Annotated in this window: 25 protein-coding genes; 14 read left to right on the forward strand and 11 right to left on the reverse strand. The window is 36.4% G+C overall.

Annotated elements, in window-relative coordinates; translation table 11 throughout:
• Positions 1-12: 12 nt before the first annotated feature.
• Together VB715_RS20100 and VB715_RS20105 are read left to right on the forward strand one after the other, a co-directional pair.
• Positions 13-2382 carry an ATP-dependent Clp protease ATP-binding subunit gene (locus VB715_RS20100; RefSeq protein ID WP_323302979.1) on the forward strand — a complete coding sequence of 790 codons (2370 nt, stop codon included), beginning with the start codon at positions 13-15 and terminating at the stop codon, positions 2380-2382.
• A gap of 122 nt (positions 2383-2504) precedes the next feature.
• Positions 2505-2843, forward strand: a complete 339-nt coding sequence (locus VB715_RS20105; RefSeq protein ID WP_323302980.1) for a cupin domain-containing protein — start codon at positions 2505-2507, stop codon at positions 2841-2843.
• 48 nt (positions 2844-2891) lie between these two features.
• Here VB715_RS20105 and VB715_RS20110 read toward each other — a convergent pair whose 3' ends face one another.
• From VB715_RS20110 to VB715_RS20120, 3 genes are read right to left on the reverse strand one after another with little or no spacing between them, the layout of a single operon-like run.
• Complete coding sequence (locus VB715_RS20110; RefSeq protein ID WP_323302981.1) at positions 2892-3272, reverse strand: hypothetical protein; 381 nt, start codon at positions 3270-3272, stop codon at positions 2892-2894.
• 9 nt (positions 3273-3281) lie between these two features.
• The gene (locus VB715_RS20115; protein WP_323302982.1) at positions 3282-3692 is read right to left on the reverse strand and encodes a DsrE family protein; all 411 of its coding nucleotides are present in this window, start codon (positions 3690-3692) and stop codon (positions 3282-3284) included.
• A 19-nt stretch (positions 3693-3711) separates the two neighbouring features.
• Positions 3712-4032 carry a DsrE family protein gene (locus VB715_RS20120; RefSeq protein ID WP_323302983.1) on the reverse strand — a complete coding sequence of 107 codons (321 nt, stop codon included), beginning with the start codon at positions 4030-4032 and terminating at the stop codon, positions 3712-3714.
• Between the two features lie 148 nt (positions 4033-4180).
• Between VB715_RS20120 and VB715_RS22000 the strand changes: the two genes are divergently transcribed.
• Both VB715_RS22000 and VB715_RS20125 read left to right on the forward strand, forming a co-directional pair.
• The gene (locus VB715_RS22000; protein WP_416336964.1) at positions 4181-4321 is read left to right on the forward strand and encodes a DUF6888 family protein; all 141 of its coding nucleotides are present in this window, start codon (positions 4181-4183) and stop codon (positions 4319-4321) included.
• Positions 4321-4536 carry a DUF6887 family protein gene (locus tag VB715_RS20125; protein ID WP_323302984.1) on the forward strand — a complete coding sequence of 72 codons (216 nt, stop codon included), beginning with the start codon at positions 4321-4323 and terminating at the stop codon, positions 4534-4536. Before VB715_RS22000 ends, VB715_RS20125 begins: the two co-directional genes overlap by 1 nt.
• Positions 4537-4670: 134 nt before the next feature.
• On the opposite strand, the gene vapC is transcribed toward VB715_RS20125, so the two are convergent.
• From vapC to VB715_RS20150, 5 genes are all read right to left on the reverse strand, one after another.
• Positions 4671-5060, reverse strand: a complete 390-nt coding sequence (gene vapC, locus VB715_RS20130) for a type II toxin-antitoxin system tRNA(fMet)-specific endonuclease VapC (protein WP_323302985.1) — start codon at positions 5058-5060, stop codon at positions 4671-4673.
• A gap of 6 nt (positions 5061-5066) precedes the next feature.
• On the reverse strand, positions 5067-5303 hold the full coding sequence (gene vapB, locus VB715_RS20135) for a type II toxin-antitoxin system antitoxin VapB (RefSeq protein ID WP_323292076.1): 237 nt from the start codon (positions 5301-5303) through the stop codon (positions 5067-5069).
• A 171-nt stretch (positions 5304-5474) separates the two neighbouring features.
• Complete coding sequence (locus tag VB715_RS20140; RefSeq protein WP_323302986.1) at positions 5475-5771, reverse strand: type II toxin-antitoxin system RelE/ParE family toxin; 297 nt, start codon at positions 5769-5771, stop codon at positions 5475-5477.
• Entirely contained in the window at positions 5756-5941 is a 186-nt protein-coding gene (locus tag VB715_RS20145) for a hypothetical protein (RefSeq protein WP_124970559.1), read from the reverse strand. Before VB715_RS20145 ends, VB715_RS20140 begins: the two co-directional genes overlap by 16 nt.
• 6 nt (positions 5942-5947) lie before the next feature.
• The gene (locus tag VB715_RS20150; RefSeq protein WP_323302987.1) at positions 5948-6100 is read right to left on the reverse strand and encodes a hypothetical protein; all 153 of its coding nucleotides are present in this window, start codon (positions 6098-6100) and stop codon (positions 5948-5950) included.
• Between the two features lie 207 nt (positions 6101-6307).
• Between VB715_RS20150 and VB715_RS22005 the strand changes: the two genes are divergently transcribed.
• The 4 genes from VB715_RS22005 to VB715_RS20165 all read left to right on the forward strand — a co-directional run bounded on the left by VB715_RS22005 (position 6308) and on the right by VB715_RS20165 (position 8462).
• Positions 6308-6472: a DUF6888 family protein gene (locus VB715_RS22005; protein WP_416336965.1), complete on the forward strand. Its 165-nt coding sequence runs from the start codon at positions 6308-6310 to the stop codon at positions 6470-6472.
• A complete protein-coding gene (locus VB715_RS20155; protein ID WP_416336962.1) occupies positions 6438-6677 on the forward strand; it encodes a DUF6887 family protein in 240 nt (79 codons plus the stop codon). The genes VB715_RS22005 and VB715_RS20155 overlap by 35 nt, the downstream gene beginning before the upstream one ends.
• A gap of 100 nt (positions 6678-6777) precedes the next feature.
• Complete coding sequence (locus VB715_RS20160) at positions 6778-7566, forward strand: phage Gp37/Gp68 family protein (protein ID WP_323302988.1); 789 nt, start codon at positions 6778-6780, stop codon at positions 7564-7566.
• 17 nt (positions 7567-7583) lie between these two features.
• Positions 7584-8462 (forward strand): three-Cys-motif partner protein TcmP, encoded by an 879-nt coding sequence (locus VB715_RS20165; RefSeq protein WP_323302989.1) that lies wholly within the window; start codon positions 7584-7586, stop codon positions 8460-8462.
• A 142-nt stretch (positions 8463-8604) separates the two neighbouring features.
• Here the strand turns inward: VB715_RS20165 and VB715_RS20170 are convergent, their stop codons facing one another.
• Positions 8605-9876: a site-specific DNA-methyltransferase gene (locus VB715_RS20170; protein ID WP_323302990.1), complete on the reverse strand. Its 1272-nt coding sequence runs from the start codon at positions 9874-9876 to the stop codon at positions 8605-8607.
• 99 nt (positions 9877-9975) lie between these two features.
• On the opposite strand from VB715_RS20170, the gene VB715_RS20175 reads away from it, so the two are divergent.
• The gene (locus VB715_RS20175; protein ID WP_323302991.1) at positions 9976-10212 is read left to right on the forward strand and encodes a helix-turn-helix transcriptional regulator; all 237 of its coding nucleotides are present in this window, start codon (positions 9976-9978) and stop codon (positions 10210-10212) included.
• Entirely contained in the window at positions 10193-10789 is a 597-nt protein-coding gene (locus VB715_RS20180; RefSeq protein WP_323302992.1) for a restriction endonuclease, read from the forward strand. The genes VB715_RS20175 and VB715_RS20180 overlap by 20 nt, the downstream gene beginning before the upstream one ends.
• Positions 10790-10855: 66 nt before the next feature.
• On the opposite strand, the gene VB715_RS20185 is transcribed toward VB715_RS20180, so the two are convergent.
• Both VB715_RS20185 and nifJ read right to left on the reverse strand, forming a co-directional pair.
• A complete protein-coding gene (locus tag VB715_RS20185; RefSeq protein ID WP_323302993.1) occupies positions 10856-11416 on the reverse strand; it encodes a hypothetical protein in 561 nt (186 codons plus the stop codon).
• 154 nt (positions 11417-11570) lie between these two features.
• On the reverse strand, positions 11571-15209 hold the full coding sequence (nifJ, locus tag VB715_RS20190; protein WP_323302994.1) for a pyruvate:ferredoxin (flavodoxin) oxidoreductase: 3639 nt from the start codon (positions 15207-15209) through the stop codon (positions 11571-11573).
• Between the two features lie 344 nt (positions 15210-15553).
• Between nifJ and VB715_RS20195 the strand changes: the two genes are divergently transcribed.
• The 4 genes from VB715_RS20195 to VB715_RS20210 all read left to right on the forward strand — a co-directional run bounded on the left by VB715_RS20195 (position 15554) and on the right by VB715_RS20210 (position 16737).
• A complete protein-coding gene (locus VB715_RS20195; RefSeq protein ID WP_323302995.1) occupies positions 15554-15763 on the forward strand; it encodes a hypothetical protein in 210 nt (69 codons plus the stop codon).
• Positions 15764-15840: 77 nt separating this feature from the next.
• Positions 15841-16062: a hypothetical protein gene (locus VB715_RS20200; RefSeq protein WP_323302996.1), complete on the forward strand. Its 222-nt coding sequence runs from the start codon at positions 15841-15843 to the stop codon at positions 16060-16062.
• On the forward strand, positions 16052-16462 hold the full coding sequence (locus VB715_RS20205; protein ID WP_323302997.1) for a putative toxin-antitoxin system toxin component, PIN family: 411 nt from the start codon (positions 16052-16054) through the stop codon (positions 16460-16462). The genes VB715_RS20200 and VB715_RS20205 overlap by 11 nt, the downstream gene beginning before the upstream one ends.
• Before the next feature lie 35 nt (positions 16463-16497).
• Positions 16498-16737: a hypothetical protein gene (locus tag VB715_RS20210; protein WP_323302998.1), complete on the forward strand. Its 240-nt coding sequence runs from the start codon at positions 16498-16500 to the stop codon at positions 16735-16737.
• Positions 16738-16820: the final 83 nt, after the last annotated feature.

A 16820-nucleotide genomic window follows, 5' to 3' on the forward strand; every position in this document is an offset into this window, starting at 1 on the left:
ACCAACGGACTCATGTTTGAAAACTTTACGGACAAAGCCATTAAAACCATTATGCTTGCTCAAGAGGAAGCTCACCGTGCGGGGCAGAATCTGGTGGGAACGGAACATATTTTATTAGGCTTGATAGGATCAGGTAATTCAGTCGCGTCTAGAGTCTTACAAGAGTTTGGACTGAAGCTGACACAAACGCGACAAACGATCCAAACACTGAGAGGAACAGGAGTCGGTTTTGCATCAGAGACGATCCCTTTTACGCCGACGGTTAAGCAAATTCTCGAAAAAGCCTGGCAAATTGCCCGTAAAGACCATCATTATGTCACTCCAGAACATATTCTGCTGGTGTTACTCTCCGATCCGAATACGGTTGGGGTTAAAGTTTTGATCTATGAGGGTATTGATATTACAGCACTACGCACCACTTTAATTAAAAATTTAGGAGAACAGCAACCCGTTGCGGCGACCCCTAGGAAAAATCCCTCCCCATTTGACAATTTTTCGGGCAGTAAACCGACTTTAGAGCAGTTTGGGACAAATTTAAGCCAAAAAGCCAGAGAAGGGAAACTTGACCCCGTTGTGGGACGAACAAAAGAAATTGAAAGAGTGACGCAAATTTTAGGTCGTCGCACAAAGAGTAACCCGGTATTAGTGGGAGAGCCAGGGGTGGGCAAAACGGCGATCGCTGAGGGACTGGCCCAAAGAATCATTGAAGGGGACATTCCTGAAATTTTACAGGACAAGGAAGTGATTGCCCTAGATATGGGTTTATTAGTGGCAGGAACTCGCTTTCGAGGAGAATTTGAGGAAAGACTCAAATCCATTGTTAATCAAGTTAAGGAAGCGGGCAATATTATCCTGGTGATTGATGAATTACACACCTTAGTCGGTGCGGGAAACATGGGTGGGGCCATGGACGCATCTAACCTACTAAAACCTGCATTAGCGAGGGGAGAATTACAATGTTTAGGTGCAACAACCTTAGATGAATATCGTCAGTATATTGAAAAAGATGCTGCCCTAGAAAGACGGTTTCAACCTGTGATGGTGGGAGAACCTTCTGTTGAGGAAACTATCGAAATTCTTCAAGGTTTAAAGAAGGAATATGAAGCCCATCATCATGTTAAATTCTCTCACAAAGCATTAGAAGCAGCAGCCTATTTAGGGGATCGTTATATTAGCGATCGCTTTTTACCTGATAAGGCCATTGATCTGATGGATGAAGCGGGATCTCGTATTCATTTACGTCATTCTTTACAAAACAAAGTTCAATCTTCTGTTGAAGGGGAACAGGAAACCCCAATGATTAATCCTGATTCTTTAGTTCCGGTGGTGGATGAAGAAGATATCGCTCAAATTGTGGCATCTTGGACAGGTATTCCCGTTAATAAATTGAGCGAAACTGATTCAGAGTCTTTAATGTATTTAGAGGATAATTTACATCAGCGAATTGTCGGGCAAGATGAGGGAGTAAAAGCGGTTTCTCGTGCCATTCGTCGGGCCAGAATTGGCTTAAAAAATCCTAAACGTCCCATTGCGAGTTTTATTTTTGCGGGGCCAACTGGGGTAGGAAAAACGGAATTAACCAAAGCGTTAGCTCAGTTTTTATTTGGAACTAATGATGCTCTGATTCGTTTAGATATGTCTGAATACATGGAACCTCATACGGTATCTAAATTAATTGGCTCTGCTCCTGGTTTTATTGGGTATGAGGAAGGGGGACAATTAACGGAAGCAGTGCGTCGTAAACCCTACAGTGTGGTGTTATTTGATGAGATTGAAAAAGCCCATCCTGATGTGTTTAATTTGCTGCTGCAATTGCTGGAAGATGGACGTTTAACAGATAGTAAAGGACGCAAGGTAGACTTCAGAAATACCCTAATTATCATGACTTCTAATGTGGGATCAAAAATGATTGAGAAAGGGGGTTATAATTTAGGTTTTGAAACGGAAAGCAATGATGATAACCTTCATTATAAGCGAATTCGTGAGGCGGTTAATGAAGAATTAAAACAATATTTTCGTCCTGAGTTTCTCAACCGTTTAGATGAAATTATTGTCTTCCGTCAACTTACTAAATCTGAAGTAACACAAATTGCCGATATTTTGTTAGCAAAAGTGGCTCAACAATTGCAGGAACAACGTCAAATTAGCTTACAAGTAACAGAGGGATTTAAGCAACTTATTGTCAATGAAGGTTATGATCCTAGTTATGGTGCAAGGCCATTACGTCGTGCCATTATGAGACGGTTAGAAGATAGTTTAGCTGAGTCAATTTTAGGGGGACAAGTGAAGGATGGTGATCAGATTATAGTTGATGTTGATGAACAAAATAAGATTATTGTTCAATCAGTTTTACAACCTGCTTTAGTCTCTGTTATGGGCTAATTGTTAATTAAATAAAATCCGGTATTAAAGGTAAAACTTTGGTATCGGATTTTTTTATTGTATTCCGAGAAATGTTATTATATTAATGCTGTACAATCAAGGTTTATCTAGTAGAATGAACTATGAAATTAACGATATTTTCTCAACTTCCTATTGAGTTTAGTAATCATAATCACTCTATTCAAAAAAAGGTGATGTTAAAACCTGGTGACATTCCTACTTTAACTAACTTTTCTCAAGCCACATTCACCCCTGGGCAGAAAACAATTCCTCATCTTCATGAAACCATGTATGAAGTCTTTTTTGTTGAATCTGGAGAAGGAATAATTCGGATCAATGAGGTAGACTATCCCCTACTAAAAGGCAATTGTATTACAGTTGAACCAGGAGAAGTTCATGAATTAATGAATAGGGGATCAACGGACTTGATTTTAACTTATTTTGGAATCGTTTCTGAATAGTTGATACCATTATTGATTCTAAGGTGGGCAATGCCCACCCTACTTGATTTACCAGTGCCAAACTTGTTCGTATTTTTCAAACAAATTAGGTAATTCCTGACGAGATAATTTTTCAATTCCCCCTAATAATTTGCTTTCAGGAATGCCTCTTTGTGTAATATCTTCAGCTAAGGCATAAACTTTAATCCCATTATCGAGTGCTTGCTGTAAATCTTGATCAACTTTTGCTGGATAGGTTTGTTGCCATTCTCCAAAAGAAAGCCCCTCTACTACTTGTCCCGTGACAGCATAATTAACAGCATTTCCTCTTAATAAAATATCCACATCACCGCCGATACTTTTTAAGACTTGGATAAACCAAATGACGGGATCATCTTGTTCTTCAATGGTACAACGATAAGCAGATTGGACAATTTGCAATGTTTTCATTTTTCTCCCTTATTTTGTTCCAATTACTAAAGTTCCATTGGCTTCTTTTGACCATTTCCAGAAATCTTTGGGCGCACCTCTAAGACAGCCTTCAACCGCATCATTTACCCCTCTTTCATCCACACAAAGACCACAGTTAACCCATTCTAATTGACAGCCTTTGGCTTTAGCTTTAGCAAAAAGTGCTGCGATCCAATCTTTGGTCAAAGGGTGATTTTCTTCTTCAAAAGTGCGACCATGAACACTATTTGCATGGGGTTTTTGATGGGCAAATGCTAAGGAAACTCCCCCTTCATAGGCAAACACTTTAACATCATTCCCTTGGTCTAATGCTGCCTCAATAATACGAAATGCAGTGGTTGTTCTTGCTTGTTCAAAGGGGCCATCCATTAATAAAAAACTTAAGGTTGCTTTATTCATTTTTTCTGTCTCCTAATAATTATAACCACATCATTTTTTGACCTTGACTCATAGCATTAACGATAGATGTAACGCTAGAAACTTCAATGTTAGATGCCAATTCTGATGAATCGATTCCTCTTTCATCTAGAGAAAATTTATCAGCTAACAGTGTTACTTTATTAAGATTTGTTAAACCCTGAGCAGCAACAAAAGAACGGGCAGCTAATACACCGTTTTCTATGAGAAGCAAGGTAACTTCATTACCAGATGCAGCCAAATCAGCGGCCAGTTGATAATTATTATTGACCTCGGTCGACTCGAAAGGACTTTGTGATTCAATTAAGAAATATTTAGCCATTGACTCCTACTTAACGACTATCGTCTTTGACTATAGTTGAGAATAGCGTTAAGATCAGGGAAATTAAAGCTTTCTTTATAAGTAATCAATAATTTAACTGGGTGCGTTACTTTATCATTAACTCACCCTACAAGAAAGCGCGATCGCTATCTATTATTATTTAACTTATCGTGTGTTTCAAGCCATTCATCTTATTTGTATTGATCAAAGAACAAAAAATTTGTTCATTTTAGGAGGAGATCAAGAAGATATTGAAATAGAAGTTACACCCATTGGGGAGGTTATTTAATGAGTGAAATTAATTATGCTACGATGTCTGATGAAGCGTTAAGAGAATATTTTCTCAAGCATCGGGATGATGAGTCAGCGTTTCAAGCTTATTTAGAAAGACGCAGAAGTAAACCTAGACAGGTAATTACAAAAGTAGGTGATCCTGATTTTGATCTTAAGATAGAAAGGGCAATTGAGCAAAAATTACAAGCTCGTAAAAATTCTAATTCATAAACGCTCTTGTCGGTTGGGTTAAAGGTCGTGCAACCCAACAAATAGATGTAAAAGACCAGAAGGGTTATGTTGGGTTTCGTCCCTCAACCCAACCGACAAGAGCGGCGATCGCAGTACACTCGTCAGGGATCGCACTACATCCAGTTTTCTACTTTTAAATCAGGAATTCTTTCAAACTCACGAATATTATTAGTAATTAATATGTAATTTTCAGTTTGACAATGTGCTGCAATCAACATATCCATATTACCAATAGGAGTACCTTTTGCTTCTAAATAATTACGAATTTTGCTGTAGTATTGTACGGCTGTTTCTTCCCATGGTAAAACTTGCAAGCGTGAGATAAAATCATCTAAAATCTCTTGATTCTTATTTTTAGCATTAGATTTTTCTACACCATATTGTAATTCAGCTACAGTCATTACAGAAATATACAAATCTTCAGAAGAAATAGTTTGAAAACGAGTCAATACTGTGGATGGACGCTTTTTAATAATATAAATACAAATATTAGTATCTAACATATACATTTAGAATAATTCCTCTCTATTTTGAGGAGGTAAATCAATTCTTTCTTCCATAAAATCTTCTGAGGGTAAAGGGGTTTTGTCAAAAAAGTCTTGCCAAGAACTAGACTTAGGATAAAGGATGACTCTGTTTCCTTCTCTTTGAATATAGACTTCTTTGCCTTCAAAGCGGAATTCTTGAGGAAGTCTTACAGCTTGACTACGACCATTCATAAAGAGTTTAGCAGTTTTTCGTTTCATTGTAATTATTATGATCTATATTCTCAGTATATATCACTTTGTCGGTTGGGTTAAAGGTCGTGCAACCCAACCAATAGATGTAAAAGACAAGAAGGGTTATGTTGGGTTTCGTCCCTCAACCCAACCTACAAGATCAGCGTTGCCGAAGGCACTGCGAAGCAGACCGCATTATCATAATTCTAAACTTTCTCTTGATGAGTGCCAAAATCTAGCTATGCTAATCTGTTTTTTAGATTGTTCAACTCGGTAAATAATGCGATAAGGTTTAAGAATTAATTGACGTAGGTTAGGATCATTAAATTCAGGTACTATTTGACCTCTTAATGGAAATTGGCTTAATTCTTTAGCTTTACTGAGTAATTGCTTACCTATTTTTTTTGCTGCTTCAGGATTATTGATAGCAATATACCTAACAATTTTTTCTAAATCATTAACTGCTTTGGGGGAAAAAATTACTTGGTAGTCCATGAATCTATCATTTTTTCAACGTCTTCTAGGGGAATACCTTTTCCTTGGTCAATTTGATCAAGTCCTTCTTGAACTGATGCGATAAATTCGATTTCTTGAGCAATTTCTCGTAAGGATACATCTGAGGGTAAGCGTTTTACCAGTTCAATGACAGCTTCTTTGTTACTCATCGTTTATTACACATTAGGTAACAGTATATTATTGATTGTAGCATTAGCTTCAGAAAAAGGGGAATTAAGACGTACAATGTTAATTGAGTCTTCCCTTTCATCTTGGGATAAAGTATCAATTAGGTCTAATATTTGATTGAACGTGGCTTGTTGAGTCATTTTGGTTAAATTAGTAAGAGAATAGCTTTATTTTATCGTACTTCATCTCATCTCCTAAAATACCCTAAATGGTTGGCAAATTACTAAAATTTAGGTATTATATCGAAAAATATGTAATTTTTACCCACCAGACAAGATCGGTGATCAAGTATAATTAAGAATGTTATCATTGAGGATAAGTCAATTTCTTTAACCGTAGCACAAGCAATTAAATCGGTTGAACTTTGTCAAAGTTTCTCTGATCTTCATCAAGATATTGTTTTATTTCGTTTTGATGATGTTAAAGGGGAGATTTGTATTTTGGCAGGACAAGATATCGAAGTTATTATTTATCCTAATGGAAGTTGGGAGTTTTTACCAAATGAAACCTAATTTTGACACAATGAATAAAGCACAATTGAGAGCATATGTGTTACAAAATAAAGAAGATAAGGAAGCTTTACGCGCTTTAATGAGTCGTCGTGATCCTAATTCAATTAAGTATAATTTCCCTAATACAGAAGAAGGAAGGGAACAAATAAAATCAGTAATTAAGCAGAAAATTGAGGGTAATCTAGAAAATTTTAGTAATCAATAAGTTAGTTAGGTGCCGTACTTTCAGTTAACGCACCCTACAAGATCAGCGATCGCACTAAATATTGATTGAAAATTAATCCAGTAAGATATATACTGGTTCTATGTCAAGTAGCAACACTGGTATCGAATGGACTGATAAAACCTGGAATCCCTCAACTGGATGCAGTAAGGTGAGTCCTGGTTGTCTTTACTGTTACGCTGAAGCATTAACTGAGCGTTTTCCTAACAGTTTTTCAGAAGGCTTTAAATTAACGCTTCACCCAGAAAGACTTGAACAACCGAAGCATTGGCGTACTCCTAGTCGAATTTTTGTTAACTCTATGAGTGATCTTTTTCATGAAGAAGTACCTCTAAGTTATCTTCAAGATGTTTTTGCGGTAATGAAAGAAACTCCTTGGCATATTTATCAAATTTTGACTAAGCGTGATCAGCGTCTTTTAGAATTAGCTCCTAAGTTAGATTGGTCTGATAATATTTGGATGGGTGTATCTGTAGAGAGTCAAAAATATACAAATAGAATTGATGCTTTACGACAAGTACCAGCTAAAGTGCGTTTTCTGTCTTGCGAACCCCTTTTAGGACCACTACAATTAAATTTAACGGATATTCACTGGGTTATTGTTGGGGGTGAATCTGGTTTTAAACATCGCCCAATGGAAGCAGAATGGGTTGAGTCTATTTTAGAGCAAACACAAGAAGCAGAGGTTGCTTTCTTTTTTAAACAATGGGGAGGAAGGTATTCTAAAGCTGGTGGAAGAATTTTTAATGACAAAACTTGGGATCAAATGCCTATTACTTGGAATGAACATTTAATGCGGTGGAAACACAAATTTTCTAATCAGGGTAAATTCATGAAATTGAAAGAAAAGTTTTCACTTTCTACGCATTAATTAAAGGTGGATTCATTATGAGTCGGTTTGGTAGTGACGGGGAAGATATTATCGGAAAATGGTCGGAAGATAAACTTGATTTATTAGCAAAATATCTTCAGTCTTATTCTTGGATAATGAATAGAGAAAAAGAAAAATGGCTTAAAGGTTACTATTATATTGATGCGTTTGCTGGTTCTGTTAGACCAAGAGCAAAAGGTGAAGATGATGAACAAAGATATATTGAAGGTTCTCCTTTGCGTGCTTTACGAACAGAACCTAAGTTTGGTGGATATTGGTTTATTGACGTTTCATCCAAGCGGATAGAACGCATACAGAGACTTAAAGAAGACTTCCCAGATTGTAATATTGAAGTCTATCAAGGAAACTGTAATGAAATTTTAGGTGATCAATTAATACCTAAATTTAATTCTAGTTCAAAAAGAGCGTTTATTTTTTTAGATCCTTATGGATTATCAATTGATTGGGAAACAATAAAAAAGTTAGCTAATACAAAAAAATGTGACATTTTTGTTAATTTTTCTATAATGGGTGTAACAAGAATACTCCCTAAAGATAAAAAACCTAACCCAGAACACATTGAACTTTTAAATAGAATAATGGGTAATACTGATTGGATTGAAGAAGTTTATAAACCACAGTCTTCTATTCAGTTAAACTTATTTTATGATCAAAATGAGGAAACATCTTCTCTAAAACGTGGACCAATTAACGCTGAATGGCTGGCTAATTTATATACTGAACAACTAAGAGCAATTTTTGAATATGTTAGTCAACCAGTTCTTATCAAAAATTCGACTAATTCTGTCCTCTATGCGTTATGTTTAGCTAGTCATAATAAAACAGCAGTTAAGATTACTAATCAAATATTTAAACGTTACGAGAAATTAAAATAATATGAATAAATCAGAAGATAAAAGGGTGAGTCCTAAAAACCCATCCTAAACATATCACTTAACTACGTGCGTTATATTATCATTAACGCACCCTACTACACTCGTCAGCGATCGCACTGATGATATGTAGATTATTTATCGTTTATATATTATCAACTTTTAAAGAAAAATCTAACTCAGCTTGGACAACCAAACTATTTTTATTTCCATTATTGACTTGATTATTTTGTTTTCTAACTGAGTCAGGAGTCCACAATCCTTGATTGATTCTTGACTGCAAATTTTTGTGATTAAATAGACAATTATAATTATCTCGAATTTTTTGCAAATATTCTTTTTCTTGATCAATTCTTTCAAAGCGATTTAGAATATCATCAATGGGCCCAATTTCAATCCCTAACCATTTCCTATGTTTCATTTCTGCAACTATATAAGTGGTTCCTGCACCACCAAAAGGATCAAAAATCGTATCTCCTTCATCAGAAGCCATCTCAATAATCCTATCAAGGAGTTTTATAGAAAGCTCATTTGCGCCTTGTCTGTTTTTATATTTGTGATGTCTTACAGGTGGAATATCATACCAAACATCAGTTAAATTGATTCCTTGGGGATTTAATTTATGTTTATAACCACCATAATCTCGCAATTCTTGATAACAATTAGAACAAAGTTCTAAGGGGAGTCTATCTGCATGAAATGTTTTAGGTTTATCTCCCTTACAATAATAGAGTAGAGAATAATGAGAAGGATATAGTCTTCCTGCAATGGGAAAAGAATATTTTATATCAACTGTTATCCAGTGACGAAAAGTTAGATATTGATTAAGAAAGTATGATAAGTGAGTATTCCACTTAGGTAAATTCCAAACAAATAAACTCCCTCCTGGTTTAAGAATACGAATACAGTCTTTTAGCCAAGTTTCACACCAACTCAAATAATCTTTATCTATTAGTTGATCATTGATTTTTGAAGGATAAATTTTACTCAAGTTGAACGGAGGATCGGCAAAGATTAAATCAACGCTATCTGATTGTGTGTGAAACATTAAATCTAGACAATCTCCTTGATAAAGATTACCATAATCCGTTGTTAATCTTAATTGAGGTTTGATGTCACGAATCTTTGTAACTTCTATCTGATCTTTAATTAGATTATAAATTTGAGCAGCATTATTTTGAATACCTATAATAGTTTCTTGATCAATGATTCCCATGAATAACTTTAAGTAAAGGGGATTAATTTCTTTGATTTTACAAATTTTTTCTAGATTATGTCCTGATGGCACGATATTATTTTCGTCATAATATTTGAGTTCATTAACAGAAATTCCTGTTTGAGATGATAATTTTTTAATTTCTTTTATCTCCTTGGGATTAATCCCAAGTGCTGTAAAAAATAGATGGGATAAAGTCATAAATTATTTTTCCTCATAATCGATATCTTTATTGTAGCCTATAGGCTACAGCTTTTTACTGTTAACTTAGGATAATCTCTAACAGGAGGATATTAAGTAATGGCAGACCACGCATTCGGTAAAGTTCTTCAACGTCTTAGAAAGTCTAAAGGACTATCACAAGAGGAGCTTTCCTTGCTTAGTGGACTCGATAGAACTTTCATTTCTCGTCTTGAAGGAGGACAAAGACAACCAACTATCTCAACCGTTATTAAATTAGCAGAAGCTTTAAATGTCTCTGCTGCATCTATTGTTGCTGAAGTAGAAGACCTCATTAATGAAAATAAATCGGACTGAATTTCTTATTAGAAAAGGTAAGTTTGTTGATTCCAATGAATTTAATCAGGTTTTACAAGAGGTTTATCAAGCTATTAATGCAGTTTGTTGGCCACCAGGGAATGACCAGTTTATTCTTTATCCAGAAAAAAAAGGTAATGGTGTCAAACCGATAAAAGAGGGTTTTATCAACGCACTATATAATTATAATTGGCAAATAGAAGAACGGATGAGTATTGTTGCAAATACTCGACCAGGGCCGGTTGATGCACTTAAAATTTTATCTAATCATAAACCTTTTGTTGTTGAGTGGGAAACAGGAAATATATCTTCGAGTCATCGTGCATTAAATAAAATTGCTACTGTATTAATTGATGAGGTAATTATTGGGGGAATCCTCATTATTCCTTCTCGTAAACTATACAATTGGTTAACAGATCGTATTGGGAACTTTCCAGAAATTGAGCCATACTTTCCATTATGGCGTAGTATTACTGTAAAACAGGGAGTTCTGGCTGTTATCGAAGTAGAACATGATGGAACTTCAGAAAGTGTCCCTCGTATTCTTAAAGGTACAGATGGAAGGGCGTTACGTTAACGTAATAAATTTATCAGTTTAAGATAACTTAATTGAACTGTGTAATTATCAAGTTTTATTGTTATTCTATTTTATAGTTCGGATCTTATCTATTTCTTTTTTGATTTTCTCTGCCGAAGTCAGTGGAAAAGTCTGTTGCAAAGAATAAATCGCTAAACAAAACAATAATATAGTATCAAGTAATATACCTAATTTATTTTTAATATCATCGTTAGGTATAAATACAAAAATAATCAAACAGCCAAAAAATATACTCCAGAATAGAAATGAAGCAGCTTGATGAACAAACTTTTCTATCTTATCACCTTTTGTGATTTTACGAATTTCTAAATTACCATTATCATCAATAATTAAAAATAGACGAGCATTGCGAAAATTAGTATAAGTTAATCTACCATTAGCTAATTCATGAAGCTCAATAATTTTTTCTCTTAAGTATTTTTCTGCATTGATTTTTGTTACATATTTAAAAATTCTTGAATTAATAGATTCTTCCACAATATTTTTAGTTTGATCGGTTACAATATCCTCGTTTATTAAGTTTTTTAAAAAAGTTAATTCTCTCTTGGAAAATTTGTCAAAAAAATCATAAACATTATTTAGATTAAAGATAAAAGCTAATATCAAACTAGGAATAATAATTTCAAGACTTTTACCCTATTTAAAAAGATTAATAAATATTTCAAACATAGATGTAACCTCAAACAAGATAGCTTATCAGACTTGATATTTAATCGAACTATAGGGTGAGTCCTAAAAACCCACCCTAAACCATCAGAAACTAAACCTCACTAACTGAACTTTCAGCCTGAATATTGCCCTGATCATGTCCATTCCCGTTAGTTGGTTCTACCTGCCTTGCAGCTAAATATTGATACATTTTCCAACGGGTATTAACATCTTCTTGGGCTTGTTTTAGCAGTTGTTTAGCCACCTCTGGTTTACTTCTTGCTAACATTTTGAAACGGTTTTCTTGATACATTATCCGTTCAATAGGAAGCTTAGGAGTACGCATATCTAACTGCAAGGGGTTCTTTCCTTCTTCTACTAAGTCGGGATGATAGCGATACAATAACAACCGTCCCGTATCTACTAAGTCCTTCTGATGAGTCATAGCAGTGGTCATATCAATGCCGTGGGCGATACAATGGGAATAGGCAATAATCACAGATACCCCTTCATAAGCTTCTGCTTCCATGAAAGCTTTGATGGTCTGTTCATTCTTTGCACCCATGGCCACACTGGCAACATAAACGTTACCGTAGGTCATAGCCATTAACCCTAAGTCTTTCTTGGCTGAACGTTTACCCCCTGACGCATATTTGGCTACGGCAGCGCGTGGAGTCGATTTAGAAGCTTGTCCTCCCGTGTTAGAATAGACTTCCGTATCCAAGATCAAAATGTTGACGTTGCGACCACTGGCGAATACATGGTCTAACCCACCATACCCAATATCATAGGCCCAACCGTCACCCCCAATGATCCACACACTCTTGTACACTAAATAGTCAACTAGCGATCGCAGCATAGTTACTTTTGCTTGCAAACTCTCCTCTAAGTTGCCATTGCTTAACTCTGCTAACCGTTGTTTAAGGATAGCGACTCGTTCCCGTTGTTCAAAGATGTCTGCTTCATCTTTTTGGGTTGCGTTTAAGATATCGGTTGCTAAACTTTCCCCGACTTCATTAGCCAAAGTTTTCAGTAACTCTGCGGCAAACTCTGCTTGTTTATCAATGGAAACGCGAAACCCTAGCCCAAATTCTGCGTTATCTTCAAATAAGGAATTAGACCATGCTGGCCCCCGTCCTTCCTGGTTATATGACCAAGGAGTGGTAGGTAAGTTTCCCCCATAGATGGAAGAACATCCCGTTGCATTGGCTACTACCATGCGATCGCCGAATAGTTGAGTCGCTAACTTAACATAGGGGGTTTCGCCACATCCTGCACAGGCCCCAGAGAACTCAAACAATGGTTCTTGCATCTGTTGATGACTAATTTTATTGAGTTTTAAAGTGTTACGATCTGGGTTAGGAATAGATAGGAAATAGTCCCAGTTGTCTCGTTCTTGTTCGCGTATAGGCAACTGTGGGGCCATATTGATGGCTTTAAATTTTGGTTCAGATTTATTTTTTGCGGGACAAACATCTACACAAATACCGCAACCTGTACAGTCTTCAGCAGCAACTTGAATAGTGAATTTTAGGTCGGTTTTCTTCCAGTCTAAGTCTTTAGCAGCAGCACTTTTGAAGGTTTCGGGAGCATTGGTTAACGCTGCTTCTTCATACACTTTAGACCGGATGACAGCATGAGGACAAACCAAAACGCATTTACCACATTGTACGCATACATCCGTATCCCAAACGGGTATTTCTTGGGTAACGTTGCGCTTCTCCCATTTTGCCGTACCACTGGGATAGGTTCCATCACAGGGTAATGCACTAACGGGGATGTCGTCTCCTTGACGGGACAGCATTTTCCCTAGTACATCTCGAATGAATGCGGGGGCCCGATCAGGAATAGCGGGTTGAATGTCGCTTGCGTTGTTATCTACCGCAGTCGGTATAGTTATTTGATGAAGATGGTCTAAGGAAGCGTCAACGGCTTTCATGTTCATTTGAACGATATCTTCGCCTTTTTTGCCATAAGTCTTACGGATCGCTTTTTTAATCTGTTCTATGGCTTCTTCTCTTGGCAATACTCCCGATAAGGCAAAGAAACAAACTTGCATCACTGTATTTATTCGCCCTCCCATTCCTGCATCTTGGGCAACCTGGACAGCGTTGATGGCATAAACTTTGAGGTGTTTCTTAATAATTTGTTCCTGCATAGAACGGGGGAAATGATGCCATATTTCGTCGGGTTTGTAGGGACTGTTTAATAATAAAGTAGCCCCGTCGATGGCAGTTTCTAAGAGGTCAAATTTTTCCACAAACTCCCATTGATGACAAGCGATAAAGTTGGCTTTTGTCACTAAGTAAGTAGACAGAATGGGGTTAGGGCCAAAACGAAGGTGAGAGACGGTAACAGAACCAGATTTTTTGGAGTCATAAACAAAATATCCTTGGGCATAGTTGTCTGTTTCTTCCCCAATAATTTTGATGGAGTTTTTATTAGCCCCTACAGTTCCATCTGAGCCTAAACCATAAAATATTGCTCTGACGACGTTATCAGGTTCAGTGGAAAAGTTTGGATCATAAGTTAAGCTGGTATTGCTTACATCGTCGTTAATGCCAATAGTAAAGTGATTTTTGGGAGTAGCTAAAGCCAAATTATCAAAGACTCCTTTAACCATTGCAGAGGTAAATTCTTTGGAAGAAAGTCCATATCTTCCCCCAACAATTTTCGGTAGAGACGTTCCATGGAACGTCTCTACAAAGGCAGTTACTACATCTAAATATAAGGGTTCTCCTCCTGCCCCTGGTTCTTTCGTGCGGTCTAATACTGCAACTTTTTTGACGGTTTTAGGTAAAGCCTCAATTAATTTTGTGGCCTCAAAGGGACGATATAAACGAACTTTTAAGACTCCGACTTTTTCCCCTTGGTTTAATAAGTAGTCAACGGTTTCATGAACTGTTTCACAACCAGAACCCATTAAAATGATCACTCTTTCTGCTTCAGGATGACCATGATAATCAAATAAGTGATATTGTCGCCCCGTCAGTTGAGCGAACTTATCCATTGCTTGCTGTAAAATTTCGGGATAAGCAACATAAAAGGGGTTAACGGTTTCCCTGGCCTGGAAGTAGACATCAGGGTTTTGGGCAGTTCCTCGAATAATGGGACGATCAGGCGTTAAAGCGCGTTCACGGTGGGCGATCACCCATTCGTCTTTGATCAGCGATCGCAATATATCGTCCCCTAATAACTCAACTTTCTGCACTTCATGGGAAGTCCGAAAACCGTCAAAAAAGTGCATTCCAGGGATTCTCGATTCAAAACTAGCCGCCGTAGTGATAGCTGCAAAGTCTTGAGCTTCTTGCACAGATGCAGAACTAATGAGGGCAAACCCTGTACCACGGGCGGACATTACGTCTGCATGATCACCAAAAATAGATAAACCTTGGGCAGCCAGCGATCGCGCCGCGACATGGAGTACCATTGAGGTGAGTTCCCCTGCTATTTTGTAGAGGTTGGGCAACATCAATAATAAGCCCTGAGAGGCGGTAAATGTGGTGGTTAACGACCCCGTTTGCAATGCACCATGTATCGCACCGGCCGCCCCTCCTTCGCTTTGCATTTCGACCACAGAGGGGACGGTTCCCCAAAGGTTGGGCCGCCCTTCTGAGGCCCAAGCGTCGGCCCATTCTCCCATAGGTGAGGAGGGGGTGATGGGATAGATGGCGATCACTTCATTGAGGCGATAGGCAACTCTCGCAACGGCTTCGTTTCCATCGATGGTGGCGTAGGTTTTGGTGTTCATAAGTGTTTTCGTGAGTTTAGCGATCGGTTAAGGACAAGGGTAATTTTTTGTGACAAATGCTTGACAAATTGTTGAATAAACGTCCGAAAATGACTCATTTATTGGGGTGCTGTAAAGCAACTTTAGGATTGTTTTTTAGATGAATTTAAGGGTAGATAGTTTGGCTTCAATTTTATGTACCATATAAGGGGTGAGGTGTTTGTGTGATAATCTTGCTATTACTATCATCGAATAGAATTAAATATGATGGACAATTTATTATCTTTTTTTAAGATATTTAATTAAAAAATTTATTTTGTTATAATATAACTAAGTAATAGTCAAATTAAAAAGGAGTAAAAATAATGGATGATTCCAATCATAACTCTATCACTGAAAAGACAATGGAAGATGATCGGCAATTTTGCGAAGATGAAATACCTTTTTGGAAGCGTATTGTAGAAATTGACAAACAAGTTCCTATTGAAGAATGGAATAAGTTACCTAAAGATTTTGCTCGTAATGCTGAGCATTATATGTATGGCGCACCAAGGGATGAAGCTTACGAAGAATGAAAAAAATATTTCTTGATACTTTTTATCTTGAAGCATTAAGAGTATATAATATAAATCTAGAATAAACGAGAAAAACAATGGAAACTATTACGATTAAGGTTGATCAAGAAGTTGCCAAAGCTTATCGAGAATCTGATAGCAAAAAGCAAGAAAAAATAAATGCAATTATTAAGCTATTCCTTCAACCAGAATTTGCTAACAAAAGTCTTAGTGATGTAATGGCAGAGATCGCAGATAAAGCCCAAAAAAGAGGTCTAACTCCCGAAATTTTAGAAGATATCTTAAACGATGAAGAATAAACGTTTTGTCTTAGATACTAATATCTTAGTCAGTGCCTTACTGATTAAAAATTCTTCTACCTTCAAAGTCATCAAAATCATCGAAACTATTGGAGTGACTTTATATTCTGAAGATACTTTACAAGAAATAAACCAAGTTTTAACCCGCAAAAAGTTTGATAAATATCTTACTTTAGAAGAAAAACAAGAATTTATTCTTAAATTTATAGAAAGATCAGAATTAGTTAGAATTACAGAAATTATTACTATTTGTCGTGACTCCAAAGACAATAAATTTTTAGAATTAGCAGTGAGTGGTAAAGCTGATTTCATTATAACAGGAGATCAAGATTTATTGATTTTAAATCCTTTTAAAAATATTCCAGTTATTACTGTTAATGAATTCTTGAAAATGTTATAATTTTTGTACATTATCATTCTCAACCAGTAACCTAAATGTCTAATTGTTTATCTCCTCGTCAAACACTCAATAAAGCGTTTCTTAAGGTTAAACCTAACCGCAGTGATATTGACATATTTAAAAGTAATTTACAAGAATTACTTGCTCAAATTAAAGAATCAGAATCAGAAGAATTTCATAAAAACCTGATTAGTGATTTTCTTAAGCAGACTTATTATCAGTCTCAACATTGGCTCTCCCGTACCTGTGGTGATAAGCACGGCTTATTAAAATAAGCAAGCTAATAGTTTTTCCCGTAAAGATGCAAAAGTATTAAAGCCATAACTTTGTCGAATAATCAACTTAATTTTATTATTTA

It is taken from the genome of Crocosphaera sp. UHCC 0190 (genome assembly GCF_034932065.1).
Taxonomy (GTDB): Bacteria; Cyanobacteriota; Cyanobacteriia; order Cyanobacteriales; family Microcystaceae; genus UHCC-0190.

Bases quoted from the DNA above. Each gene is read 5' to 3' on its own strand.
- VB715_RS20100 (WP_323302979.1), top strand. From the start codon at position 13: ATGTTTGAAAACTTTACGGACAAAGCCATTAAAACCATTATGCTTGCT.
- VB715_RS20105 (WP_323302980.1), top strand. From the start codon at position 2,505: ATGAAATTAACGATATTTTCTCAACTTCCTATTGAGTTTAGTAATCAT.
- VB715_RS20110 (WP_323302981.1), bottom strand. From the start codon at position 3,272: ATGAAAACATTGCAAATTGTCCAATCTGCTTATCGTTGTACCATTGAA.
- VB715_RS20115 (WP_323302982.1), bottom strand. From the start codon at position 3,692: ATGAATAAAGCAACCTTAAGTTTTTTATTAATGGATGGCCCCTTTGAA.
- VB715_RS20120 (WP_323302983.1), bottom strand. From the start codon at position 4,032: ATGGCTAAATATTTCTTAATTGAATCACAAAGTCCTTTCGAGTCGACC.
- VB715_RS20125 (WP_323302984.1), top strand. From the start codon at position 4,321: ATGAGTGAAATTAATTATGCTACGATGTCTGATGAAGCGTTAAGAGAA.
- vapC (WP_323302985.1), bottom strand. From the start codon at position 5,060: ATGTTAGATACTAATATTTGTATTTATATTATTAAAAAGCGTCCATCC.
- vapB (WP_323292076.1), bottom strand. From the start codon at position 5,303: ATGAAACGAAAAACTGCTAAACTCTTTATGAATGGTCGTAGTCAAGCT.
- VB715_RS20140 (WP_323302986.1), bottom strand. From the start codon at position 5,771: ATGGACTACCAAGTAATTTTTTCCCCCAAAGCAGTTAATGATTTAGAA.
- VB715_RS20145 (WP_124970559.1), bottom strand. From the start codon at position 5,941: ATGAGTAACAAAGAAGCTGTCATTGAACTGGTAAAACGCTTACCCTCA.
- VB715_RS20150 (WP_323302987.1), bottom strand. From the start codon at position 6,100: ATGACTCAACAAGCCACGTTCAATCAAATATTAGACCTAATTGATACT.
- VB715_RS20155 (WP_416336962.1), top strand. From the start codon at position 6,438: ATGGAAGTTGGGAGTTTTTACCAAATGAAACCTAATTTTGACACAATG.
- VB715_RS20160 (WP_323302988.1), top strand. From the start codon at position 6,778: ATGTCAAGTAGCAACACTGGTATCGAATGGACTGATAAAACCTGGAAT.
- VB715_RS20165 (WP_323302989.1), top strand. From the start codon at position 7,584: ATGAGTCGGTTTGGTAGTGACGGGGAAGATATTATCGGAAAATGGTCG.
- VB715_RS20170 (WP_323302990.1), bottom strand. From the start codon at position 9,876: ATGACTTTATCCCATCTATTTTTTACAGCACTTGGGATTAATCCCAAG.
- VB715_RS20175 (WP_323302991.1), top strand. From the start codon at position 9,976: ATGGCAGACCACGCATTCGGTAAAGTTCTTCAACGTCTTAGAAAGTCT.
- VB715_RS20180 (WP_323302992.1), top strand. From the start codon at position 10,193: ATGAAAATAAATCGGACTGAATTTCTTATTAGAAAAGGTAAGTTTGTT.
- nifJ (WP_323302994.1), bottom strand. From the start codon at position 15,209: ATGAACACCAAAACCTACGCCACCATCGATGGAAACGAAGCCGTTGCG.
- VB715_RS20195 (WP_323302995.1), top strand. From the start codon at position 15,554: ATGGATGATTCCAATCATAACTCTATCACTGAAAAGACAATGGAAGAT.
- VB715_RS20200 (WP_323302996.1), top strand. From the start codon at position 15,841: ATGGAAACTATTACGATTAAGGTTGATCAAGAAGTTGCCAAAGCTTAT.
- VB715_RS20205 (WP_323302997.1), top strand. From the start codon at position 16,052: ATGAAGAATAAACGTTTTGTCTTAGATACTAATATCTTAGTCAGTGCC.
- VB715_RS20210 (WP_323302998.1), top strand. From the start codon at position 16,498: ATGTCTAATTGTTTATCTCCTCGTCAAACACTCAATAAAGCGTTTCTT.